Source organism: Qipengyuania soli, from assembly GCF_015529805.1.
Classification (GTDB): Bacteria; Pseudomonadota; Alphaproteobacteria; order Sphingomonadales; family Sphingomonadaceae; genus Qipengyuania; species Qipengyuania soli.
The window spans coordinates 1,513,408-1,537,677 of record NZ_CP064654.1; the positions used below are offsets into that span (position 1 = coordinate 1,513,408).

General features: G+C 63.5%; 19 protein-coding genes and 1 riboswitch. Of the genes, 13 read left to right on the forward strand and 6 right to left on the reverse strand.

The features are described from left to right. The first annotated feature begins 2 nt into the window (after positions 1–2). The 3 genes from IRL76_RS07535 (at position 3) to IRL76_RS07545 (ending at position 3,015) form a co-directional block, all read left to right on the forward strand. Complete coding sequence (locus IRL76_RS07535) at positions 3–1,217, forward strand: argininosuccinate synthase (RefSeq protein WP_200980774.1); 1,215 nt, start codon at positions 3–5, stop codon at positions 1,215–1,217. Positions 1,218–2,173: 956 nt separating this feature from the next. Next, positions 2,174–2,689 (forward strand): septal ring lytic transglycosylase RlpA family protein, encoded by a 516-nt coding sequence (locus tag IRL76_RS07540; RefSeq protein WP_200980775.1) that lies wholly within the window; start codon positions 2,174–2,176, stop codon positions 2,687–2,689. Positions 2,690–2,748: 59 nt separating this feature from the next. After that, positions 2,749–3,015, forward strand: coding sequence for a ribosomal protein L7/L12 (locus tag IRL76_RS07545; protein ID WP_200980776.1), 267 nt, complete (start codon positions 2,749–2,751; stop codon positions 3,013–3,015). Here the strand turns inward: IRL76_RS07545 and IRL76_RS07550 are convergent. Next, a complete protein-coding gene (locus IRL76_RS07550; RefSeq protein ID WP_200980777.1) occupies positions 3,012–3,605 on the reverse strand; it encodes a hypothetical protein in 594 nt (197 codons plus the stop codon). The genes IRL76_RS07545 and IRL76_RS07550 overlap by 4 nt on opposite strands. A gap of 469 nt (positions 3,606–4,074) precedes the next feature. Between IRL76_RS07550 and IRL76_RS07555 the strand changes: the two genes are divergently transcribed. After that, complete coding sequence (locus IRL76_RS07555) at positions 4,075–4,713, forward strand: DUF6610 family protein (RefSeq protein WP_200980778.1); 639 nt, start codon at positions 4,075–4,077, stop codon at positions 4,711–4,713. Beyond that, positions 4,706–5,350 carry a hypothetical protein gene (locus tag IRL76_RS07560; protein ID WP_200980779.1) on the forward strand — a complete coding sequence of 215 codons (645 nt, stop codon included), beginning with the start codon at positions 4,706–4,708 and terminating at the stop codon, positions 5,348–5,350. Before IRL76_RS07555 ends, IRL76_RS07560 begins: the two co-directional genes overlap by 8 nt. A gap of 242 nt (positions 5,351–5,592) precedes the next feature. Here the strand turns inward: IRL76_RS07560 and uvrA are convergent, their stop codons facing one another. Beyond that, positions 5,593–8,505: an excinuclease ABC subunit UvrA gene (gene uvrA, locus IRL76_RS07565; protein WP_200980780.1), complete on the reverse strand. Its 2,913-nt coding sequence runs from the start codon at positions 8,503–8,505 to the stop codon at positions 5,593–5,595. A gap of 283 nt (positions 8,506–8,788) precedes the next feature. On the opposite strand from uvrA, the gene IRL76_RS07570 reads away from it, so the two are divergent. The 5 genes from IRL76_RS07570 (at position 8,789) to IRL76_RS07590 (ending at position 15,597) form a co-directional block, all read left to right on the forward strand. Continuing rightward, positions 8,789–10,864, forward strand: a complete 2,076-nt coding sequence (locus IRL76_RS07570) for a M13 family metallopeptidase (RefSeq protein WP_200980781.1) — start codon at positions 8,789–8,791, stop codon at positions 10,862–10,864. Positions 10,865–11,019: 155 nt separating this feature from the next. Then, on the forward strand, positions 11,020–12,183 hold the full coding sequence (locus tag IRL76_RS07575) for a GGDEF domain-containing protein (RefSeq protein ID WP_200980782.1): 1,164 nt from the start codon (positions 11,020–11,022) through the stop codon (positions 12,181–12,183). 164 nt (positions 12,184–12,347) lie between these two features. Further along, complete coding sequence (locus IRL76_RS07580; RefSeq protein WP_200980783.1) at positions 12,348–12,665, forward strand: hypothetical protein; 318 nt, start codon at positions 12,348–12,350, stop codon at positions 12,663–12,665. A gap of 45 nt (positions 12,666–12,710) precedes the next feature. Continuing rightward, positions 12,711–13,247 carry an RNA 2',3'-cyclic phosphodiesterase gene (thpR, locus tag IRL76_RS07585; RefSeq protein WP_200980784.1) on the forward strand — a complete coding sequence of 179 codons (537 nt, stop codon included), beginning with the start codon at positions 12,711–12,713 and terminating at the stop codon, positions 13,245–13,247. Between the two features lie 172 nt (positions 13,248–13,419). Then, entirely contained in the window at positions 13,420–15,597 is a 2,178-nt protein-coding gene (locus IRL76_RS07590; RefSeq protein ID WP_200980785.1) for a M3 family metallopeptidase, read from the forward strand. A 64-nt stretch (positions 15,598–15,661) separates the two neighbouring features. Here IRL76_RS07590 and IRL76_RS07595 read toward each other — a convergent pair whose 3' ends face one another. The 4 genes from IRL76_RS07595 to IRL76_RS07610 are packed head-to-tail and all read right to left on the reverse strand — an operon-like array spanning position 15,662 to position 19,984. Continuing rightward, a complete protein-coding gene (locus IRL76_RS07595; RefSeq protein ID WP_200980786.1) occupies positions 15,662–16,390 on the reverse strand; it encodes an ABC transporter ATP-binding protein in 729 nt (242 codons plus the stop codon). Then, a complete protein-coding gene (locus IRL76_RS07600; protein WP_200980787.1) occupies positions 16,387–17,340 on the reverse strand; it encodes a FecCD family ABC transporter permease in 954 nt (317 codons plus the stop codon). The genes IRL76_RS07595 and IRL76_RS07600 overlap by 4 nt, the downstream gene beginning before the upstream one ends. Then, on the reverse strand, positions 17,337–18,149 hold the full coding sequence (locus IRL76_RS07605; RefSeq protein ID WP_200980788.1) for an ABC transporter substrate-binding protein: 813 nt from the start codon (positions 18,147–18,149) through the stop codon (positions 17,337–17,339). The genes IRL76_RS07600 and IRL76_RS07605 overlap by 4 nt, the downstream gene beginning before the upstream one ends. Next, positions 18,146–19,984, reverse strand: a complete 1,839-nt coding sequence (locus tag IRL76_RS07610; RefSeq protein WP_246449594.1) for a TonB-dependent receptor plug domain-containing protein — start codon at positions 19,982–19,984, stop codon at positions 18,146–18,148. The genes IRL76_RS07605 and IRL76_RS07610 overlap by 4 nt, the downstream gene beginning before the upstream one ends. 121 nt (positions 19,985–20,105) lie before the next feature. Beyond that, positions 20,106–20,269, reverse strand: a riboswitch (cobalamin riboswitch). Between the two features lie 146 nt (positions 20,270–20,415). On the opposite strand from IRL76_RS07610, the gene IRL76_RS07615 reads away from it, so the two are divergent. The 3 genes from IRL76_RS07615 to IRL76_RS07625 all read left to right on the forward strand — a co-directional run bounded on the left by IRL76_RS07615 (position 20,416) and on the right by IRL76_RS07625 (position 24,062). After that, positions 20,416–21,534, forward strand: a complete 1,119-nt coding sequence (locus tag IRL76_RS07615) for a cell wall hydrolase (protein ID WP_246449596.1) — start codon at positions 20,416–20,418, stop codon at positions 21,532–21,534. Positions 21,535–21,659: 125 nt separating this feature from the next. Next, entirely contained in the window at positions 21,660–22,001 is a 342-nt protein-coding gene (locus tag IRL76_RS07620) for a hypothetical protein (RefSeq protein WP_200980791.1), read from the forward strand. A 153-nt stretch (positions 22,002–22,154) separates the two neighbouring features. Beyond that, entirely contained in the window at positions 22,155–24,062 is a 1,908-nt protein-coding gene (locus IRL76_RS07625; protein ID WP_200980792.1) for a putative bifunctional diguanylate cyclase/phosphodiesterase, read from the forward strand. Positions 24,063–24,270 lie beyond the last annotated feature (208 nt).

Here is a 24,270-nt window from a genome sequence, read left to right on the forward strand (position 1 = left end):
CAATGTCCGATATCAAACGCGTCGTCCTCGCCTATTCCGGTGGCCTCGATACCTCCGTCATCGCCAAGTGGCTGAGCGTGGAGCGAGGTCTCGAAGTCGTGACCTTCACCGCCGACCTTGGACAGGGCGAAGAGATCGAACCGGCGCGCGCCAAGGCCAAGGCCATGGGCATTCCCGACAACCACATCTTCATCGAGGACCTGCGCGAGGAATTCGTGCGCGATTTCGTCTTCCCGATGATGCGCGCCAACGCTCGCTATGAAGGCGACTACCTCTTGGGCACGTCGATCGCCCGCCCGCTGATTTCCAAGCGCCTCGTCGAGATCGCGCACGAGACCGGTGCCGATGCCATCGCCCACGGCGCCACCGGCAAGGGCAATGACCAGGTGCGCTTCGAGCTTTCGGCCTATGCGCTCGATCCAAATATTCGCGTGATCGCCCCGTGGCGCGAGTGGAACCTCACCAGCCGCACCGCCCTCATCGCCTGGGCTGAAGCGCACCAGATCGCCGTTCCCAAGGACAAGCGTGGCGAGAGCCCGTTCTCAACCGACGCTAACCTCCTCCACACCTCGTCGGAGGGCAAGGTCCTCGAGGACCCGTGGGAGGAGACGCCCGACTACGTCTATTCGCGCACCGATCATCCCGAGAACGCGCCCGACACGCCCGCATACATCACGATAGACTTCGAAAAGGGCGATGGCGTCGCCCTCAATGGTCAGGCAATGAGCCCGGCGACGCTGTTGACCGCCCTCAACGACCTCGGCCGCAAGCACGGTATCGGCCGTCTCGATCTCGTCGAGAACCGCTTCGTCGGCATGAAGAGCCGCGGGATGTACGAGACCCCCGGCGGCGAGATCTATGCCCGCGCCCATCGCGGGATCGAGCAGATCACTCTCGACCGCGGGGCGGCGCATCTCAAGGACGAGCTCATGCCCAAGTATGCCGAGCTCATTTATAACGGTTTTTGGTTCAGCCCGGAGCGCGAGATGCTGCAGGCGGCGATCGACCTCAGCCAGGAAAAGGTCAGCGGGACCGTCCGGCTGAAGCTGTACAAGGGTCTGGCGAGCGTCGTCGGCCGCAAATCGCCCAATTCACTCTATTCGGAAGCGCATGTGACGTTCGAGGATGACGCCGGCGCATACGACCAGAAGGACGCCGAAGGCTTCATCAAGCTGAACGCGCTCCGCTTGCGCCTGCTTGCCAAACGCGACAGGTAATTGCGCTGCAACATGGGTTGTGCATCGCAATATTGCGCCTGCAGCATCGCATTTGGATTATTTTTGCGATGAACCGTTGAGTTATCCACCCCCCTCCACAGGGAAAAGCGGGGAAAGTGGAAAACTATACTCTTGCGCGATTGCAGAATCGGCTCGGCAGGAGCAGCTTTAACTCATCGGAACGGCGAGGAAGCCAGCCGAACTGGAAGGTCCAACGATCTGAAAGTTCGAAAGAATTCCAGACCGGAAAGACGTGACGGAAGCTGTCCGCACGGATCAAGAGACCCTCGTGGCGAAGGCTTCGGCCGGAGACAAGGCGGGTCGATGACGGAACCGTGAAGTCATTCCTGAACGAGCATGGCCAACCCGGCCGGACGCTGATGGATGCTGAACCGGAAGGTCTTCGGACCGGAAAGAGAAGCAACCGCTCGAGGCTCCGACCACTACGGAAGGTCTTGCTGCGGAGCCGCCTGTTGAAGGCCGGCCTGGGACAGAAGCGAGGGTCTTCGGACCTGGCGCACTTGACCGGGTAGACTGGAGGGTGGAGCCGGATGCCGGTGCGAGCGCCGGTGACAGAACCGGAAGACGGATCTTCGGATGCGACGGACGGGGAAACATCGGATGCCAAGTTCCTGCCTCTTCGGAGACAAGACCACGCATCGGTGAGAGTGGGGTCGGCAGCAATGCCGGCCCCATTTGCTATGCGGGAAGCAAGTTTCCGTACGGCCACATGTCGCATGGCAAAGCCGCTCTTGATGCCGAAAATGTGCACGAACTGCGGCCTCCAACCACTCGTATCGCGACTCGGTAGCACCCCCAAGATGCTGTAGGAAAACGGATCGCGGTTCCCCGAACCACGACGAACTGTGGCGCAAATGGGGCAGGAACCCCTCCTGTTAAGGACTCCCGGGACCCCCTCCGGTATAGCCGCCGGAACCGAACGGGAGGTCCAGATCATGGCCAAACGCGCGATACGCACGCTGCTTTTCATTGCTGCAACGGCCTTGCCGACAACCGCGGGCCACTCGGCCGACCGCGATGGCGTGGCGGCGGCTGTCGCGGCCGATGTCGCCTTTGCGTCCAGCTTCGCCCAGTTCGAAACGCTGCCCCCTGCCCCCGTGGCCACCTCCGGTGCGGTCGACATCGACACCATCGAGCCGGTCGCCGAAACCGCCGGCACCCCGCTCGGCAGCGGCACCGCATCCTTCTACGGCCGCGCATTCGACGGCCGGCGCACCGCCAGCGGCGAAGTCTTCCGCATGAACGAGATGACCGCCGCGCACCGCACCCTGCCCTTCGGTTCGCATGTCCGGGTCACCAACCCGGCGAATGGCAAGTCGGTGGTGGTCCGCATCAACGACCGCGGACCCTTCCACGGCGGTCGCGTGATCGACGTGAGCCGCGCCGCCGCCACCGAGCTGGGCCTCGTCGCCCGCGGCCACGGCACGGTCGAACTCGCGCTGGTCGACTAGGGCGTCGACTGAGCGCAGCGCGGGCTGACAGGCACGCGGGGCTTGTGTAGCCTCGCCCGATGTACATCCCCCTGCCCTTCCTCGTCCTCGGCGTCGTGCTGCTGCTCGTCTTCGTCCTCGCGGCCCGCAGGCGCGGCGGCGGCGACATGATCGAGCGCCAGCGGCGCAACACCCCCGTTTCCCCCGTCGACGCGCACAAGGCGCTCGCCGATCCCGATGTGGCCACGGCGCTGGCGGCGGGGCGCAAGATCGAGGCGATCAAGCTGGTGCGCCAGCGGACGGGCCTCGGCCTCAAGGAAGCCAAGGACCTGGTCGAGAAGTCCTAACTCCCCTCTTCCTCCTCCTCGCGATAGTCGTGGAGGATCGAGTCCATCATCCCCGGCTCGTCGGTGACCAGCCACCATTCGTACCCGTCGGCCTCGAAGGCCTCGAGCTGGAAGCCCTCGATCGCGTCGGCGCATTCTTCCCAGTCCACGCCCCGCTCCCCGGCCAGTTCGCGGGCGAGTTCATCGGGCGTGTCCGCAAGATCGGGCCGCGCCTCCTCCATCCGCGCGATGCGGTTCGGGTACCACTGGCAATCGTCCGGCCCCAGCTCGCCATGGGGAATGTCGCAATCGCCCCCGCAATCCCTACAGGATGGAACAGGTGGAACACGGTCCTGGCGTTTTTCGCCCCTCTCCGCACGAGGGCAGGCGGCAGTGGCGGGATCGGACAGTTCCTCGCCGCGCGCCAGCCCCTCGATCTGGTCGTCGAGCAGCGCGAGCGCGGCCTGGACCTCGGGCCGCTCGGCCATGCGGTCGAGCCGCGCGAGATGCGCGAGCAGCAGGCGGCTGTCATAGCGGCGGCGCCGCGCGACCTCCTCGCCGTGGTAGAACACCGCCTCCTCCACCCCGTTCAAGGCCCGGTCGGCGAGCACCTGTTCGGCATGGTCGCGCGCCGCGAGCAGCGCCGCATCCCACGCCCGCGCCAGGGCAGGAGAGCGCCGCCGCGCGCGATAGGCCGTCTGCGCCGAAACCCGCGCTGCGCGGCAGGCGAGCCGGACATTGCCATTGAGCTGGAGGCTCCTGAGAAACTCCCCCTGCGCGCGCGGTGAAGATGGTGTGGGGTTCGGATGGAAGGGTGACGAGGGCGTTCATGGTTCACCTCATGGCGTGGAGTGAACCGGGTTAGTTATCCGCTGGATGGGGTGTAGGACAGAACTGATCTGACCAGTGAAAATCTCACTCCTCTGCCTCTTGAACCCAATTTCTTGCCCTCGGAGTATCCACCGGTGGTCGATCTAGTGTGATATAAATGATTGGGAAAACACGCCAATCTCTGAGTTAGCGATTGATTTGTCCGCGAAGCCGAGTAGGAGCAAGTCGTTCTAGTTTTCAGCGATACTGATGAAACCCGACTACATTATTTGTCACAGCAAGTATGTGCTCGACATTGCAATGTCTTTCGGTTGGAAAGCCGGGGCGCGATATACAAACCTTCGCGATGTGAAGCACCTCAACTCTGTGCACTTCATCGACATTGACTGGAAAAACTACGACTATGATCGTCACCTGCATGCCGTGCGGGAAAAGCGGCCTGCCCTTACAGTCGCTCGAGACGTCCTCGACGCGACTCACCTCGATGAGATATTGCGAGAAGCCGAAGTGTTGGGACGCTATTGCGAGACGGTGATCGTGGTTCCCAAGGACCCAGCACTGATGGATGAGCCTCGATTATCTGTTCCCTACATGTTCCGTTTAGGGTATAGTGTTCCCACACGTTATGGGGGCACCGAAATCCCAACGACTTTTTTTAGAGGGCCAGTTCATCTGCTAGGTGGTCGGCCGGATGTCCAACGGGAATTAGCGCGTCAAATGGATGTCCAAAGCATTGATGGAAACCGCCTAACATTGGATGCGAAATTTGGTGACTATTTTGACGGCCAGCGATTTCGACCCCATCCAGAGGGCGGGTATCGTCGCTGCGTAACAGATTCAATTCGCAACGTTAAAGCTTTGTGGGAAACGGATACCGATCATGACTGAAGCCGAAACACCGGATGGCACTGCGTATGAGAAGCGGCCTGAATTCCTGATCGCGATGTACAATCAGCTCATGAGTGACATCAATCGACATATCGTTGTCGTATGGCAAATGGCGGGTGTGGTCGCAGCAGCGGTCGCGGCGATCGCTATCTCCGAAGAGAACGGCTTCCCACTCGCTCTGGCAATCTTACTGTTCTATGGCGTCTGCCTTTGGGCGATAGATCACATTCATGACAGTAATTTTTGGTATAACCGAAATCTGGTTATGATCACCAATATAGAAAGAATATTTCTCACTAAAGACGATCTAAAATTGATTCATCCTTACTTCGCGAGCCATAGGAAGAAGGGTTCATTTTTGGAACACTTATCTATCCAGCGAAACTACATTAAACTCTCCGCAATCCTTGCGTTTTTCTACTTTGCATTTTTAAAGATTATTCCGACCTTAAGCTTTTCCGCGTGTCTCGATTTGATCAAAGTCCTGCCCGTAATTGGGCTGGCAGTCATTATTTGGCGAGATCAAGAAAGGAAGAAATTCTACGACGAGAAGTACCAAGAGTACTTGAATATTTCGCCGGGTCTTACGATCGACCACTCGATCGATTTTGGTTCAACCCACGGCAAGAAGTCCTAACGGGACCTATCGTCCTCTGGGATAAAAGCCGCTTGCGTTCTTGGCGGGCAAAGGGATGCCACGTGCATTGAGGTGCCTTTCAAATGTCGCCTCATACATTGGAGCGATTCCATCCCAGTTGCTTGAATAGCATACCGAGCAAAGAGAAAGCTCAAACTCGCGGATCCATTTCCCGTCATATCGGTGACGTCCCATCTGAAATGAACATCCGCACAGATCGCATTCGATATATATTTTGTCGCTCATTCCGCCGCCTCGCTAACCCGCTCCAGCATCGGCGCGAGGTACTGGCCCGTAAAGCTCCGCGGCTCGCGGGCCACGTCCTCCGGCGTTCCTTCCGCCACGATCTCCCCGCCGCGCACCCCGCCTTCCGGCCCGAGGTCGAGGATCCAGTCGGCGGTCTTGATGACGTCGAGGTTGTGTTCGATCACCACCACCGAATTGCCCTGGTCGACCAGCCGCTGGAGCACTTCGAGGAGCTTGCGGACATCCTCGAAATGGAGGCCCGTGGTCGGCTCGTCGAGGATGTAGAGCGTCTGCCCGGTGCTGCGGCGGCTGAGCTCCTTGGCGAGCTTCACCCGCTGCGCCTCCCCGCCGGAGAGCGTCGTCGCCTGCTGGCCGACCTTGACGTAGCCGAGGCCGACCTCGTTCAGCATGTGCATCTTGTCGCGGATCGGGGGGACGGCCTTGAAGAACTCCTCCGCATCCTCGATCGTCATGTCGAGCACGTCGGCGATGGAGTGGCCCTTGAACTTCACCTCCAGCGTTTCGCGGTTGTAGCGCTTGCCGTGGCATTCCTCGCAGGTCACGTAGACGTCGGGCAGGAAGTGCATCTCGATCTTGATCAGCCCGTCGCCCTGGCACGCCTCGCAGCGGCCGCCCTTGACGTTGAAGCTGAAGCGCCCGGGCTTGTAGCCGCGCGCCTGGCTTTCGGGGAGGCCTGCGAACCAGTCGCGGATCTGGGTGAAGGCGCCGGTGTAGGTCGCCGGGTTGGAGCGCGGGGTGCGGCCGATGGGCGACTGGTCGATCTCGATCACCTTGTCGCAATATTCGAGGCCGGTGACCTTGTCGTGCGCGCCCGCGACCACGCGTGCCCCGTTCAGCTGGCGCGCGGCGGAGGCGTAGAGCGTGTCGATGGTGAAGGACGACTTGCCGCTGCCCGACACGCCGGTGATGCAGGTGAAGGTACCGAGCGGGATCGAGGCGGTGACGTCGTTGAGGTTGTTCGCCCGCGCGCCATGGACGGTGAGCTTGTGGCCGTTGCCCTTGCGGCGCTTGGCCGGCACCTCGATCTCGCGCGTGCCGTTGAGATAGGCGGCGGTGAGCGATTTCTTCGACTTGAGCACCTGTTTCAGCGTGCCTTCGGCGACCACCTCGCCCCCGTGGACGCCCGCGCCCGGGCCGAGGTCGACCACATGGTCGGCGGCGCGGATGGCATCCTCGTCATGCTCGACCACGATGACCGTGTTGCCGAGATCGCGCAGGCGCTTCAGCGTCTCGAGCAGCCGGTCGTTGTCGCGCTGGTGGAGGCCGATGCTGGGCTCGTCGAGGACGTAGAGCACGCCCGAAAGCCCGCTGCCGATCTGCGAGGCGAGACGGATACGCTGGCTCTCGCCCCCTGACAGCGTGCCGCTGGTGCGGTCGAGGTTGAGGTAGTCGAGCCCGACATTGTCGAGGAAGCCCAGCCGCTCGTTGATCTCCTTGAGGATGGCCCTGGCAATCTGCTGCTGCGTGTCGGTCAGCTGCTCGGGCAGCGCGAGGAAATAGGCCTTGGCATCCGACACGCTCATCTTGGTCGGCGTGGCGATGTCGGTGCCCGCGATCTTCACCGCCAGCGCCTTCTCGTTGAGGCGCTTCCCGTGGCAGGTCTCGCACGGCTGCGCAGTCTGGAACTTGGCCAGCTCCTCGCGCATCCACGCGCTCTCGGTCTGCAGCATGCGGCGGTTGAGGTTGCCGATGACGCCCTCGAACGGCTTGCGCACGGTGTATTCCTTGCGCCCGTCCTTGAAGGTCAGCGGGATGGCCCTGCCCTTCGTGCCGAACAGGATGATGTCGCGGATCTCGGCGTCGAAATCCTCCCACGGCGTGTCGAGGCTGAACTCGTATTCCTTCGCAAGAGATGCGAGAACCTGCATGTAATAGGGGCTCGGCGGGTTCGACTTGGCCCAGGGCACGACGGCGCCCTTCTTGAGGCTAAGCGCCTCGTTGGGCACGACCAGCTGCGGGTCGAACAGCTGCTTCTCGCCGATGCCGTCGCAGGTCGGGCAGGCCCCCTGCGGCGCGTTGAACGAGAACAGCCGCGGCTCGACCTCCTCGATGGTGAAGCCGGACACCGGGCAGGCGAACTTCTCGGAGAAGACGATGCGGTTGGCGGGGAGGCCCGCGCCCTTCATCGCCCCGCCCTGCTCTTCCGCCTCACGCCCCGGCACCACGCCATCGGCGAGGTCGACATAGGCGAGCCCTTCAGCGAGCTTCAGCGCCTGTTCGAACGAGTCCGCCAGCCGCGTCTCGATGCCCTCCTTCACCGCGATACGGTCGACCACCACCTCGATGTCGTGCTTGAACTTCTTGTCGAGCGCGGGTGCTTCTTCGATCGCATACATCTCACCGTCGATGCGCACGCGGGTGAAGCCGGCTTTCTGCCACTCGGCCAGTTCCTTGCGGTATTCACCCTTGCGCCCGCGCACCACCGGCGCGAGCAGGTATAGACGCGTCCCTTGGGGCAGCGCCATGACCCGGTCGACCATGTTCGAGACGGTCTGCGCCTCGATCGGCAGGCCGGTTGCGGGCGAATACGGCACCCCTACCCGCGCCCAGAGCAGGCGCATGTAGTCGTAGATCTCGGTGACCGTGGCCACGGTCGAGCGCGGATTGCGGCTGGTGGTCTTCTGCTCGATGGAGATGGCAGGGGAGAGCCCGTCGATATGCTCGACATCGGGCTTCTGCATCATCTCCAGGAACTGGCGCGCATAGGCGCTCAGGCTCTCGACATAGCGTCGCTGACCTTCGGCATAAATCGTGTCGAAGGCGAGGCTCGACTTGCCCGAGCCGCTAAGGCCGGTGATCACGATCAGCGCATCGCGCGGCAGGTCGATGTCGATGCCCTTGAGGTTGTGCTCGCGCGCGCCGCGGACGGAGATTGTGGTGAGTGCCATGAAGTAGGTTTGTTCCTGAATTGTTCGCGTTGGTCAAGGCGCCGCAAGGCTTGTGCACCAAACGGTGCCCGTCGCGCCTCCGTCCCGACGAATACGAGCCCCCGCCATGTGGGGTCTGGGGGCCGCCTTGCAAGCCCGCGTGTGGAGGAGACTCACCGCCAAGTCGCTGGGCGGACGTGATCCGACATCCGCCGACAATTCCCTGTCGTTCGCCGACCAACGAATGCCGCGCTCGAGGTAGCGGTGATAGCCGTGGACCACTGTATTGTCAGGGGACCATTCCATGTATCGCAATCGCATTCTCGCTCGCGCGAAGGCCACTTCGGCGCTCGCGCTCGGCCTCGCATTCGCCCTTCCCGCCGTTTCCGTACACGCCGAGCCGAGTGCCATGGCGGATGGCGCCTCGGCCGACGTAATTGTCGTCACTGGCCAGGCCAAGATCGGCGAATACGGCCTCGATCTCACCACCCGCGACCTCAACGCCGACCCGGGTGACGACTTCGAGCGTTACGCCAGCGGCGCGTGGATCGACCGCACCGAAATCCCGGGCGATCGTCCTTCGGTCGGATCGTTCTACAACCTGCGCGAGGACGTAACGAGCCAGGTTAACGGGCTCATCACCGAGGCGCCCGCCGGCACACAGCACGGCGCGCTCTACAAGACCTTCATGGACGAAAAGGCGATCGAGAAGGCCGGGATCGCCCCGCTCAAGCGTGACCTCGCCAAGGTCGACGCGATCGCCGACAAGGTCGAATTCGCCCGCTTCATGGGTTCGACCTACGAGAAGTTCGGCGGCACGCTGTTTGGCAGCGGTCCCTATGCCGATCCCGACGACCCGACGATGAACACGCTGTGGCTCGGTTCTGCCGGACTCGGGCTTCCCGAGAAGGACTATTACTTCAACGCCAAGTTCGCGAGCCAGCGTGGCGCCTATCTCGACTATCTCGAGCGGACCTTCCGCGCCATCGGCGTTGCCGAGCCGCGCGCTGCGGCAAGCAAGGTGATAACCTTCGAAACCTATCTTGCCGAGCTCAACTGGGACAACGAGAAGACCCGCGACATCGACAAGATCAACAATCCGATGTCGACTGCCGAGCTCGCCGCCTATGCCCCCGGTGTCGACTGGGGTGCCTTTTTCGAGGGGAACAATATCCCTGAACAAAAGCGCATCATCGTCACCGACAACACTGCGGTGAAGGCCATCGCCGCGCTGTATGAAAAGACCGACCTCGACACGCTGAAGCTGTGGCAGAAGGCGCGGATTTCGGACCAGGCGTCGCCCTATCTCAACAAGAAGATGGTCGACAGCAAGTTCGCCTTCACCAGCACGTTGTCGGGCGTCAGCGAGCAGCGTGCGCGCTGGAAGCGGGCGGTCGACCTGATCGACGGCCAGCTCGGCGAACTGGTCGGCGAGGCCTATGTCGCGGAATACTTCCCCAAGATCGCCAAGACTCGCATGGACGAGCTGGTCGGCAATCTGAAGCTCGCAATGGCCGACCGCATCCGCGGCAACGAATGGATGAGCAGCGATACCAAGGCAGCCGCCATCGAGAAGCTCCAGAAGATGGACGTGATGGTCGGCTATCCCAAGGAGTTCCGCGATTACTCGCAGCTGCCGATCAACTCCACCAGCCTTTACGACAACATGGTCGCGGCGACGAAGTTCAACGCCGACTATGCCATGAGCGACCTCGGGAAGCCGGTCGATCGCAGCAAGTGGGGCATGAACCCGCAGACCGTAAATGCCTACAATGGCGGGCTCGAGAACAAGATGGTCTTCCCCGCCGGCATCCTCCAGCCGCCGTTCTTCGACGCTTATGCCGACCCTGCGGTCAACTATGGCGCGATCGGCGTGGTGATCGGCCACGAGATCAGCCACGGCTTCGACGACCAGGGCCGCAAGATCGACGCCAACGGCGCGGTACGCGACTGGTGGACCGCCGAGGACAACGAGCGTTTCAAGGTCGAGGCCAAGAAGTTCGGCGACCAGTACGCCAAGTTCGAAGTCGTCCCCGGCGCCTTCATCAATCCCGACCTGACCATGGGCGAGAACATTGCCGACCTTGCCGGCGTGCTGGTGGCACTCGATGCCTATCACAAGTCGCTGAACGGGCAGGAAGCCCCGGTGATCGACGGGCTGACCGGCGACCAGCGCTTCTTCCTCGCCTATGCCCAGGTATGGCGGGCCAAGGCGCGCGAGGATGCACTGCGCAACCAGGTCACAACCGATCCGCACAGCCCGGCGCGCTATCGCACCATCGCCCCGCTGCGCAATGTCGATGCCTGGTACGAAGCCTTCGGCATCACTCCCGACGACGACATGTATATCGCGCCCGAGGATCGCGCGCGCATTTGGTAAGCAGCCGGATTCGGTAGGCCAGCTCTACTCGGTAAGCATTACAGGCGGGGCAAACCGCCTGTAATGCGCCGTTTCAGCTTTGCCGCGCTGCCCAAATATTAACATTTTCGCGCTATTCACCCGAGCTTGAACAGGAGCATCGGAAGAGACGCGAATTGTCGACCGCCGAACTGCGTGAGAATGAGCCGGACACCGCCCGCGACGCGCTGGAAGTGCGACGCGAGGCGGTGCTCGACATGCTCGCGCGCGAAAGGCACGCGCTGACCGCCAGCCTGCTCGGCGTCACAATGTTGCTGGTCACCGTCGCGACCATGCCGCCTTCGATCCTGCTTTCGCTGTTCATGCTCGCGCGCATTGCTTCCTTCGTGTTTACCCGCTGGGCAGCAACACGGCTGGAAAAGCTGATCGAGCAGCGCAAGCCGCTGGGACATGCGGAACACGTACTGTTCGCCGCCATGGTGACGACCGGCGCGACCCTTGCTCTGATGCTGTGGCCCGCGCCCCTGGGCGCTACGGTCGCATCAGCCGTCACCCTTCAGGTGGTCGTCCTGGTGGTGGTGACCCTGATCTCCGTTACGCTGGCCGCTTTCCCGGCACCGCGTGACGGAATGCTGGGATCGTTCTGGCTGGTTGCGACAGGTATCATCCTCGCTCACCCCGAACGCTACGACCAGCTGTTCATTTTCGTCGCGACGGCTTTTGTGCTGGGCGTCAGGGTTTATGCCGCCAACGCCGGTCGCCATATCGAGGCCGCAGCGAGGACCACGGTCGAGAACCGCAAGCTGACCGAAGAGCTTGAAGAAGCGCTCGCCCATGCCGAATTCCTCAACTGGCGCGATCCCCTGACGGGGTTGTTCAACCGCCGTCGCCTCTTCGAAGAGCGTTCACCCGAGAGCCACGCGGCCAACCGGCACCTGCTTACGATCGACCTCGACCGGTTCAAGGCAATCAACGACCGGTTCGGCCATGCGGCAGGCGACCACGTCCTGATCGCAGCTTCGGACGCCATCCGATCGGCCACCGCCCAGCTTGCCGATCGCGGCGAACAAGAGGCATTCCGACTGGGGGGCGAGGAGTTCCTCGTCATTCTGGAAGGTGTGGATGCCGACGAAGCCAACGAGGTCGCCGAGCGATTGCGCTGCGCGATTGCCGCGGTCGGGCCTTCCCTCACCGCCTACGCCCGCCTCCAGGTGACTGCTTCGATAGGGATTGCCGAGTGGCGCCGAGGCGAGAACCTCGACGACGCGCTGCTACGTTCGGACATTGCTTGTTACGAAGCCAAGGACAAGGGCCGCAATCGCGTCCGCCGGGCGGCCTGATCCACGCAAAATCCCGCAGGACGAGCCGCGCTCGCGATGGGTGGGGGACCCCGACAGCGTAACAGCGCGTTTGATTTCCGGTCCGCATTGTTCCGCAGATTTCAAATTCGAACTGCGCGCGGCTGCACACCGAGCAATCATAATCGAAGGCCCCCTGAGTTTCCATGGACGCACAGCACGAGAGTCACCCCAGCGAGGGGATCGGAAACGGCGGTGCAATTGCGTCTGCTACGCCAAGCCATAATCTGCGCCTGTTGCTCGAACAGCTCGACCGCCCGCTCGAACGCGTAGACTGGAAAGGCAAGGCAACGCCTCCTGAAACGCGGGCTGCAGACGAACTCAGACAGAGCGAGCGCCAGCACCTCGGCGACCTCGAGAGAGCGCGGGAAGCGGCCCGGGCAGCTTTCGGAGTAAGGCCGTCACTGACAGACCGGGTGCTTGCCTCGCACATTCTGTCGAAAGCCGACATCGCCTCGCGCTAGCGGGCGGGCTTGCCGCGGGTCTGCTTCGTGGCGCAATGAGCGCCAATGGTTCCGCGCCTCTTCATCGCCATCCGTCCACCGCATGCCATTCGCAATGCCTTGCTCGATGCCATGCAGGGGGTCGAGCGTGCGCGGTGGCAGGACGATGGGCAGTTGCACCTGACGCTGCGCTTCCTCGGTGAAACCGACCACCATCGAGCCAATGACCTCGCGAGCGCGCTTGCCAGCGTCTCGGCTTCACCCTTCGCCCTCTCCGTCCGCGGATCGGGGATCTTCGAGCGCAAGGGAACGGTCCACACACTATGGGCAGGCGTCGAACCCAGCGAACCCCTCCAACGCCTACAGGCGCGTATCGAGCGCGTGTGCCAGCAGGTCGGCTTCGCCCCCGAAACGCGCAAGTTCGTGCCCCACATCACGCTCGCGCGGCTGAACGCATCAGCCGGTCCGCTGGCGCAATTCCTGGCACGCACCGGCGATCTGCGCTTCGGCGAATGGACGGTCGACGACTTTCGCCTGTACGAAAGCCACCTCGATCCTGGCGGAGCGCGCTACGAACCGGTGGTCCGCTACCCGCTGGCATGAAGCGCGCGGCGGAACCCCACCAAGGCTACACCGTTCGATAAACCGTAGAGTCGCGCCGACCGGCGACGTTGGGCTTCTTGCACTGCGGCCCGCAATGCTTTCCAAGCGCGTCCGATAAATGTCGCCAATTGCGCCTGGTACGACCAGTGCGCCAACTTTCCAGGGAGAACCCATGAAGGCCCACATTCTGGCCACTGCTGCCGTCGCCGCGCTGCTTGCAGGCTGCACCACCACTCCGGGCGGAGAAGTCGAAACCATGGCCCAGGCATCGATCCCCGAAGGCACCGGCTATTTCGCCTCCGACAGCACGCTGCCATTCAAGGCGCCGGACTTCACCAAGATCACCGAAGACGACTACGTCCCCGCGTTCGATCAGGGCATGGCGATCCACTCGGCCGAGATCCAGGCGATCATCGACAACCCCGAAGCGCCGACTTTCGAGAACACCATCGTCGCGCTCGAAAAGTCGGGCCAGATGCTGAACCGCGTGGCTACGGTCTTCTTCGCGCTCACCGGTTCGAACACCACCGACCGGCTTGATGCGATCAACACCGAGATCAGCCCCAAGCTGACCGCGCACGGTGACTCGATTACGCTCAACCCCGCGCTCTTCGCCCGCGTGAAGGCAGTCTACGACAACCGCGCTGCGATGAGCATGACGCGCGAAGACGCCAAGCTGCTCGAAGACACTTACGAGGGCATGGTCCATGCGGGCGCCCTGCTCACCGACGCCCAGCGCGAGCGCGTGAAGGCAATCAACACAGAGCTTTCCGAAGTCACGACCGAGTTCGGCCTTGCTGCCCGCTCGGCAATGGCCGACCAGCCGCTCATCGTCGACACCAAGGCCGAACTCGCCGGTCTCTCGGAAGCCGACATCAAGGCTGCCGCCGACCTCGCCACCGAAAAGGGGCATCCGGGCAAGTTCGCCATCGCGCTGCAGAACACCACCCAGCAGCCGCTGCTGCCCACGCTGACCAACCGCGCCACGCGCGAGAAGCTGTTCCAGCTCTCGTTCCACCGTGCCGACGGCCAGCGCGCCAAGGACACGCGGATGATGGTGGCGAAGATTGCCAAGCTGCGTGCCGAAAAGGCCGCGCTGTTCGGCGAACCGGACTGGGCAACCTACGCGATGTGGGACCGCATGGCGGAAAAGCCCAAGACCGCGCTCGACTTCATGGAGCAGATGGTCCCCGCCCTCGCCGCGACCCAGCGTCGCGAGGCGGAAGTGCTCAACGCCGCAATCAAGAAGGATGGCGGCAACTACACGGTCAAGCCGTGGGACTGGTACCGCTATGCCAACAAGGTGAAGGCGGAACGCTACTCGCTCGATGAAGACGCGATGAGCGAATACTTCCAGATGGACAAGGTGCTGGAAGACGGCGTGTTCTACGCCGCCGGCAAGCTTTACGGCCTGCGCTTCGAGCGCCGCACCGACCTGCCCGTCTACCACCCCGACGTGTGGACCTACACCGTCTTCGACCGCGACGGATCGGAACTGGGCGTGTTCTACTTCGACCCGTTCCAGCGCCCGTCCAAGCGCGGCGGCGCGTGGATGAGCAACTTCGTCGACCAGAGCAAGCTGTGGAACAACAAGCCGGTCATCTACAACGTGCTCAACATTCCCAAGGCGCCCGAGGGCGAGGTCCAGCTGGTCAGCTTCGACAACGTGAACACCATGTTCCACGAATTCGGCCACGCCCTGCACGGCTTCTTCGCCAGCCAGATGTACCCGAGCCTGTCGGGCACGGCGACGGCCCGCGACTTCGTCGAGTACCCGAGCCAGGTGAACGAGGTGTGGGCGACCTACCCCGAAGTGCTGGCCAATTACGCCAAGCACTACAAGACCGGCGCGCCCATCCCGCAGTCGATGATCGACAAGATCGAAGAAGCCTCGAAGTTCAACCAGGGTTACGACTTCGGCGAGGTCGTCGCGGCTGCACTGCTCGACATGAAGTGGAGCGCGCTGTCGCCAGCGGAGGCTGCTGCCATCGACACGCCGGAGAAGGTCGACGCCTTCGAACGCAAGTCGCTGGAAGACCTCGGTCTCGAAATTGACCTGGTGCCGCCGCGTTACCGCAGCACCTATTTCAACCACATCTTCTCCAGCCCCTCGGGCTATTCGGCGGGCTACTACAGCTACCTGTGGACCGAGATGCTCGACCGTGACAGCCGCAAGTGGTTCATGGACAATGGCGGCCTCACTCGCGCCAATGGCGACCACTACCGCGCAACGGTGATCAGCCAGGGCGGGACGATGGATTACTTCGAGATGTTCCGGAACTTCGCCGGACGTAATCCCGACGTGACCCCGATGCTCGAGGCGCGTGGCCTGGTCACGGAGCCGAAGTAACAAGCAGCTCTCCGGAGAGGAGAGCCACGAGGGGGTCGGACTTCGGTCCGGCCCCTTTTTCGTGTCAGTGCGGAATGAAGGCGCGGTAGCCCTGTTCGCCGACCCAGTGCCCGGCGACGCCCCAGACACGGGCGACTATATCCTCTGAAAGCGCGTCTGCCGGGTTACCAACGGCGGCCAACCCGCCCCGGTCGAGCACGACAATACGGTCGGCGTGGTTCACCGCGTGGGCTAGGTCGTGGAGGACCAGGACAACGCCGGTACCAGTGTTCGCCGCCTGCCTGAGGTAACGCATCAGCGACAGCTGGTGGGAAAGGTCTAGTGCGGCCAGCGGCTCGTCGGCGAGAATCCATTGCGGCTCACCGGCAAGGACACGCGCCAGCAGGACTCGCGCAGTCTCGCCGCCCGAGAGCGACTGGGCGCGGCGTTCGGCGAGCTGCGCGATGTCGAGCGTGGCGAGCGCCACATCGACTGGCCCGGCAAGCCGGTCGCCATGCGGCATCCGGCCCAGTTCGACGAGACTGCGGACGGGCACGTCCCACGCAATCTCATGCGCCTGCGGCAGGTAGCCGATGCGCCGCGCCCGCTCGCGTGGGTGGAGAGTGCGCAGGGCATCTTCGCCCAGCATGACCTCGCCCGCATCGGTGTCGAGCAGACCGGCAAGCGTTTCCAGCAGGGTCGACTTGCCCGCCCCATTCGGCCCGCAGATCGCGGTGATCGTGCCGGGCACGAGGCTCAGGGAGACGTCATGAAGCCGCCCGTCGACCGTCACGCTTTTCGCCGCGAGGTTCATGCCAGTCCCGTCCTCATCCGGATCAGGAGCCAGAGGAAGAACGGCGCGCCGAGCAGGCTGAGCGCGATACCGAGCCGCAGTTCGGTCACCAGCGGCAGGACGCGCACCACGCTGTCGGCGACGAGCACCAGCAGCGCGCCCGCGAGTGCGCTCGGCAGGATCAGTTGCGAAGGCCGGCGGTCGGTCAGCGGGCGCACGAGATGGGGAACGATCAGTCCGACAAAGCCGATGATGCCGCTCACCGCCACGCTCGTGCCGACGGTCAGTCCGATGCCCGCAATCAGCAACCACAGCAGCTTGCGCGTATCGACGCCGAGCGAGCGTGCGACTGGTTCGCCCAAGGTCAGCGCATCGAGCGGCTTGCCGCTGCGCCACAGAAGGGCGATGCCCAGCGCCACCAGCGGGGCGGCCAGCCAGACCTCGCGCCAGCTGCGGTCGGTCAGCGCGCCGTTGAGCCACATCACGATCTCGCTCATGGCAAAGGCATTAGGGGCCATGCTGATGGCGAGCGCGGTCAAGGCTCCCGCAAGGCTCGCGACCATCAGGCCCGCGAGGGTGAAAAGGGCAATCCCGCCGGTCCGTCCGGCAATCGCGGCAAGTAACGCCATCGCTCCCCCCGCTCCGACGAGAGCGAACAGCGGCAGCAGAAAGGGCGAGGTTGCATACCCGAACCACAGTGCCGCGACCGCGCCCAACGCTGCTCCCGGAGCTATGCCGAAGAGGCCCGGGTCGGCCAATGGATTGCGCAAATAGCCCTGCATCGCCGCCCCGCTTGCTCCCAAGCCAGCACCGACCACTAAGGCTAGCACGGCGCGTGGCAGGCGCAGTTCGGCGAGGATAATGGCCGCATTGGGTGTGCTCGACGGATCGAGCCACACCCGCCCTGCAAGGAGCGACAGCGGGATGGCGAGCAGAAGCAACCCGAGGAGAACGGCGACGGCGCGGTTCACGACACGCCCTTCCTGATTTCCGCGAGCCGCCGTGCCGCGCGGATGATCGTCGGGCCGCCGCAATAGAGGAGGCGCGTGTCGAAGGCTTCGCGCCGCATCCGGGGCAGGTGCTCCAGAACCGGATGCCGTTGCCCTACCTCGCTCCCGGCAAGCAGCAGGACTTGCGGCGGATCGGCGACCACCTGTTCTAGCGAGAGGTAGTCGGCCTGCGCCATGCCGCGCGCGGCGGAATAGGACGAAAAGCCCGTACGGCGGAGGAGATCGCTCACCAGCGAGCTTTCGCCGGGCACAATGCCGTCGGGCTGCCACAGAGCAGCCTGGACAGGCGCACCCGAAGCCTGCGTCTCGGCGAGCGCGGTTTCGATCCGGGCCACCAAGCGCTCGCCAGCCGCAGGGTTACCGGCCAGCCTGGCCAGTTCGCGCACCTGTGCCTCGCTATCCTCGACCGTCGCAGTGCCGCCGAAGGTCACGACCCTGATACCCAGATCCTCGAATGCCGCCCGCGCGGTCGGTGCGATGAAGCTTGAGGCTACGACCACGTCCGGATCGAGCGCGAGGACTTCCTCGACCGTCCCGCCCGTTGCCGCAAAGCGCGCCGCTGCCGCCGGTTCCATCGAACTCGCCTGCGGGTCCTTGCTGTAATGCGAGATGGCCAGCAGCTGCCCCGGCGCCGTTACTTCGGCGAGGATTGCATCGGTGCAGGGATTGAGACTGACGATCGTCGGGCGCGCATCGTACCGCACGCCAGAAGTGCCGCTGCCCGCGCAGCCTGCGAGCAGCAGGGCCAGCGCGGGCAGCAGGCGGATCACAGCTTGGCCCTCACCCCGGCAAAGACGCCGCGCGGGGTCGAGGCATAGCCCGATGCGGTCTGGTAGTCGGTGTCGAAGACGTTCTCGACCCGGCCATAGACCTCGAACGCCTCGCTCACCGGCATTGCCGCGCGCAGGTCGAGAACCTCGTAGCCGCCGAGGCGGGTGAAATTCCCGGCATCGTCATAGCTCTTGCCAACGATCCGCAGGTCCGCGCCGAGCTTCAGGCCGAAGGGTGCCTGGTAGTCGGCAAAGATAGTCCCGAAATGCTGCGGACGACGCGCGAGGTCGTTGCCGCTGATGCGATCCTCGGTATCGACGAAGGAATACACGCCCGACAGCCGCAGCCCTTCGGCAAGGTCGAACCCTGCTTCTGCCTCGATCCCCTGCGCTCGGGCACGGGCCGTGTTGTCGTAGAAGCCGAAGGGCCGCGCCGTGCTGAAGGCGAAGCCGATCAGGTCCTTGCTGTCGCGGCGGAAGCCGGTCAGCGCGAGATGTGTCCCGCGCCCTCGCTCGCCCTTCTCGACGCCGAGGTCGAAGCTGGTGCTTTCCTCCGGCTGGAGATCGGCATTGCCGTAGAAGGACAGCAGCTGGAACAGCGTGGGTGCCTTGAACCCTTCGCCGAGGCTTGCCTTGACCCGCCAGTCCTCGCCGAAGCCATAGGAGAGGTCCGCGCCATAGCTGCCATTGGTGCCGAACAGTTCATGGTCGTCGATGCGCGAGCCGACATGCGCGGCAAAGCGGCCCATTTCGACCCCGATCTGGGCATAGGCACCGAAGATGCTGGTCTTCGCCGCCGTGTCGAAGCTGGTGACGAAATCGGTCCATTCCTGCTCCGCGCCGAAGGACACGGTAACCGGACCAATGGCGCGGTATTCGCCGCGTAGCTGGACGCGCTCGGAATGGCCGTCGCTGGCGAAGCTTTCCGCGCCGGCATCGTCGAAATTATCGCGCTCCGTGTCCGCCAGGCTGTAGGCACCGCGCAGGGTCAGGTCGTTGGTGCTCCAGGTGAAGCCGACATCGCCCCAGTGGCGGCGGGTTTCCTGCGTCTCCAGCGTATCGGCCAGCGCGTAGTCGGGCGGCGGGAAACCGTCGATGTCGAGCTTGCCTTCGCTCCAGTTGGCGTGGGCAAAAACTTCGAGTCCGGGCGTGACGTCGTAAAAGAGCGAGCCTCCCAGCGCGACCTGCTCGAACCCATCGCGTTCGCTGCCCGAGGCTGCGGCGGAGAAGCCATCGGTGCGGAACCACGATCCGGTGAGCCCGACGTAATAGCGATCATCGCTCAGGCCGCCCGCCGCGCTGGCGAACAGCGTGTCGCGGCTGCCGTATTCGAAATTGCCCGCAAAGCCGCTGGTGCCTCGCGTGGTCACGTCGACCACCCCGCCGATGGCGTCCGAGCCCCAGATCGTGCTGTTGGACCCGCGCTGGATATCGAACTTGCCCGCCGTGCCGAGCAGGAGATTGCCGAAATCGAACCCGCCCGAGGGCGATGCCGGATCGGCAACGCGCACGCCGTCGACCAGCACCAGCAACTGCTCCGAATTCGCGCCGCGCAGGCTGACGCCGGAGAAGCCGCCGATGCCGCCATTGCGGGTCAGCGACATGCCGGGCGTGCGCTGGAGGACACGGGTGGCGTCGGCGCCCTGGATGGCGTCGATCTCATCGCGGTCGATGATGGTTACCGATTGCCCGGTGTTACCGACCGCAGTGCCAATCCCGTTGCCGGTTACGGTGATGGCTGGATTTGGCTGGCCATCCGAGATCACAGGGATGATTTCGCGATCATCCGCATCCTGCGCAAAGGTAGGAGCGGAAATCAAAACGGTACTGAACAAAAACAGATATTTGGACACAAAACCTCCTGTCAAAAGCGAACGTCGCTCATGACGGGAAGGAGCAGAATTGCTCGCATCCACGTTTGCCATCGGTACACCCCGCCCGCGGCCGAACGACGCGCACAGGCAGGTCTCCTGGCTCCCGGATCATCGCTCGCCCGCCGCCTTCCCGGACGCGCGGTCCAGTGGCATGTGGCGGGATCGCTCCCCGGTCACAGTTGCGGGGGCAGCGAGGGCATTTCACCCTCTTCCCTCTTCGGGCCTGCGCGAACAGGCCAACCCATGACGCGGTGCCGCCACTACACCGCGCTGTTGCGCTGCACAAGAGACGGGCTTCGTTAAGCAATCTGCGTTAATGCGGGACACGGTACGACGGGATGATTCCCGGCGCGCGTGCCCATGCGCTATGGGCCAGGCAAAAGGCAGACGGGTTGAACTACCAGACGCGACAGGACGAATGGCAGATCGAGGGTGCTTCGCGCGCCACGCGTCCGCGCGCCCGTCGCCGCGATCAATCACGCCATGGCCGCCGCCAGTTCGCAATTCGCGCGGGCGTCCTCGCCGCCGCAATCGCCCTTCCCACCTACGCTGCCGAGGGGAAGTGGGAAGCGATCGGCACTGCCTTCGGACTCGTCGAGGAGCGCGTGCCGTTGTCGCCCATGCCTTTCGAAACGGCAGGCGAGAGTTTCCCCGGTTCGGCCTTCTATTATCTCGAGGACGCGCCCATCCTCGCCGCCGACCTTTCGGACATGCGCCGCGAGGAAGGCAGGCTGGAAACCGTCCAGTTCACCCGCAGCCATGGGGCCGGCGCAGCCGCACAGGCCTTCCGCGCCGCGGGGAGCGGGCTCGACAAGGCACGGGCACTCCAGTGCCTGTCCATGGCCGTCTATTACGAGGCAGCGAGCGAAAGCTACGAAGGCCAGGAAGCGGTCGCGCAGGTCGTCCTCAACCGCGTTGCGCATCCGGCCTACCCGGCCAGCGTATGCGGGGTCGTCTTCCAGGGGTCGGAGCGCAAGACCGGTTGCCAGTTTACCTTTACCTGCGACGGCTCGCTCGACCGCCGACCTTCGCGCCAGGGCTGGGCCCGCGCACAGTCGATCGCGCTGGCTGCGTTGGCCGGTTACGTGTTCAAGCCGGTCGGCCTCGCCACGCACTACCACACGAACTACGTTAACCCCTATTGGGCGGCCAGCCTCGACTATGTCGGCAGCATAGGTGCGCACCGTTTCTATCGCTGGAAGGGCGGCGCCGGGAAAGCGGGCGCCTTCACGAATGCCTATGTCGGTGTCGAGCCCTTGGCGGCTTCTAACGCGCGCACCACGGAAGCTTCGTCTTCACCGGCTGCGCGTGCATCGGTGCCACCGCCCAATTCGGCACTCGGCGTCGATGGACAAGCCGATGCCCCTGTCGGCGCAGCTGCCCCGACGAATGTTGCAGCGCCTGCGGCCCAGCCCACCGACAAGCTGCCCCAATCCGGACGGGTGAAAGCCGAATACGCCAACAGCGGACGCTGGCTGCGCGATCCGGCCAAGGCCGGGAAGTCCGACTAACTCTTCCGTCGAGCGGGAGTTTTACCTTTTCAAAACCATGCTGCGGAACAGATGCTTAGTCGCGATGCGGCTAGGCAGGCGCGAAGGCCAGTAGCAATGGCCATGAGTTTCCAGGAGCCGCCTGCATGCCCGTCCATTTCGCCGCCGCCCGGTCGACCGCACATTCGCCGATAGCCCGTGCCCTGGCGCGAAAAGCTCTTGCGAGGGCCGCCAACGACAACGGCAGTGCTGCACAGCTTGCCGCCGAAGCGACCTCTTTCGATCATGTGATGCGGGCTGCACTCAAGCATTTTGCCGAGCACGGCATGGGAGCTGCGGAGGCGGCCAGCCAGCACGCCGAAGAAGCCTTTCACGACGGCGATGCGGAAGCTTTCGCCTGGTGGCTTGGCGTCTGTCGTGCGCTCGACCGCGGTCTTGCCGCAAAGGTAGAGCGGCGCGTCAACCGCGCCAACTCGCTCATCTATTGATCGCAGCCGGGAAGTCGCCGCTTGTGTTGGCACTTCGGCCCCGTGCGTTAACCGAAAACTGAGAGTTTACCCGTAGGTCGCCAGAACATGGGGGAACGTTCGATTTCTTCCGGGTTGCGCAGTTTCCTTTCGTCGGGAGCGAAGGGGGAACAGATGTCCGACAAGACGCGCCGCGTCCTTGTCGACACGCTATATGCCCGGCCGACAGCTTTGATGTTCGGGGCGCTGAACGGCGTTCTCGCCAGCGCAGCCGTCGCATTTTTCACCGACAAGTCGACCTTCTACTCCCTTTCATTCCTGCTGAGTTCGATTGCCATCCTGCGCGTGGTAAATGCGAACCACTTGCGCCACCACCCCGGCGACATTTCCATCTTCAGGGTCGAGACTGCCTACACGGTCGGCGCATACGCGTATGCTCTGGTCCTGGGCCTGATCGCAGGCGCAAGCGTCCAGCTCGACCTGCCAGCGCTGGCGCAGGTACTGATGATTGCCAACGCCATCGGTTATGGCGTCGGCGTATGCGCACACAACGGCGCCCGACCGAAGCTGGCTATGGCGCAACTATCGCTGGTATCGATTCCGATCTTCTTTGCGATGATTGCGACGCATAGCCGGATGGGCGCCTTCATGGCGATCAACATCGTGCTGCTCTTCCCGGCCATGTACGGGGTGACTTTCTCGGTCTTTCGCACCCTGCGCCAGTCGATCGATGCCGCAGAACGCAGCGCGCAACTGGCGAGCAACATGGAGCGCCTCGCCCTGACCGACCATGTGACAGGTCTGTACAACCGGGCCGGGCTCGACCGGCGGCTGGTGGAAATTCTCGCAACGGCAGATGAACGTGCGCAAGTAGCGATCTTCTGGGTCGACCTCGACCGCTTCAAGGATGTGAACGAACTCAAGGGCCATCAGGCAGGCGACAAGGTCCTGCGCGAAACAGGCGAGCGGCTCACTCGCCTTGTCGATGCCCGCGGTATCGTTGCCCGATTTGCCGGGGATGAGTTTGTGGTCGTCTGCCCGGTCGCCGAACGAAAGACCGCGGAAAAGCTTTCGGAACAGATGCTCGCCGAACTCGTGCGACCCATCCGTATCGATGGCGAGAGGATCGAGTTGGGCGGTTCGATCGGCATTGCCATGCTTCCCGACGACGGGATCTCTGCCGATATATTGTTGAAGCGCGCAGACCTCGCCCTGTTCGAAGCCAAGGCGGACGGAAGCCGCCAGATCCGGTTCTTCGATCACTCGATGGCCCGGGACATCGCACACCGGCGGGAAATCGAAACCGAATTGCGTCGGGCACTGCGCGAGAACGAGCTGGCGGTCTATTTCCAGCCGATTGTCGAGCTGGAAACCGGACGGATCCGCTGCTTCGAAGCGCTCGTGCGCTGGTTCCATCCCGAACGCGGCGAGATTTCGCCCGACGAATTCATTCCCATCGCCGAGGAGTCGGGTGCCATAGTGACACTGGGCAACTGGTTGACCGCACAGGCAGCCAGCGTCGCGACGAGCTGGCCGGAGGAGGTTCGCGTGGCGGTCAACCTCTCGCCACTCCAGCTCAAGGTCCCCGGCGCGGCTCTCGGGATCATCAGCGCTTTCCGCGAGGCAGGCCTACCGCCCGAAAGGCTCGAACTGGAGGTCACCGAGGGCCTGTTCCTCGAAGACAGTCCCAACATCGCAATGTTCATCGAGGAGCTGTCGGGCATGGGCGTCCGCTTCGCACTCGACGACTTCGGAACAGGGTACTCGTCCCTCGGCTACATCAACCAGTGGCCCTTCTCGAAGATCAAGGTCGACCGCAGCTTCGTCTCCGGCTCGCAGGCAGGTCGCAAGAGCGACGCCATCATCCGGGCGGTTTCGCAAATGGGCAAGTCGCTGGGGATGGAGATCGTCGCCGAGGGCCTTGAAACCATCGACCAGGTGCGGGCAGTACGCGAGGCAGGTTGCACCCACGGACAAGGCTACCATTTCAGCCGCGCGGTCCCGGCCTACCAGGCTGCCCTGCTCCTGGCTGAAGAGCGCGAGACCGCGCCCGAGGAACTCTTCCGCCGCCGCGCGGGTTAGACATAATATACTTCGGAAACAGGCCCGTTCAGGCCGCGCAAACCCAGCGTTATTGCAATTGCGAACCATTTGCAAAGATAGTTGGACGTAGCGTCCAATTGAAGGTTGCAAACCCCACCCCAGAGGCCTAGGTCGCACTCGCAATCGACCGGGTGCCGTGCCGCCTTCGCGGGACATTTCGGTATGGCCCATTTCGGTCCGGGTTTCA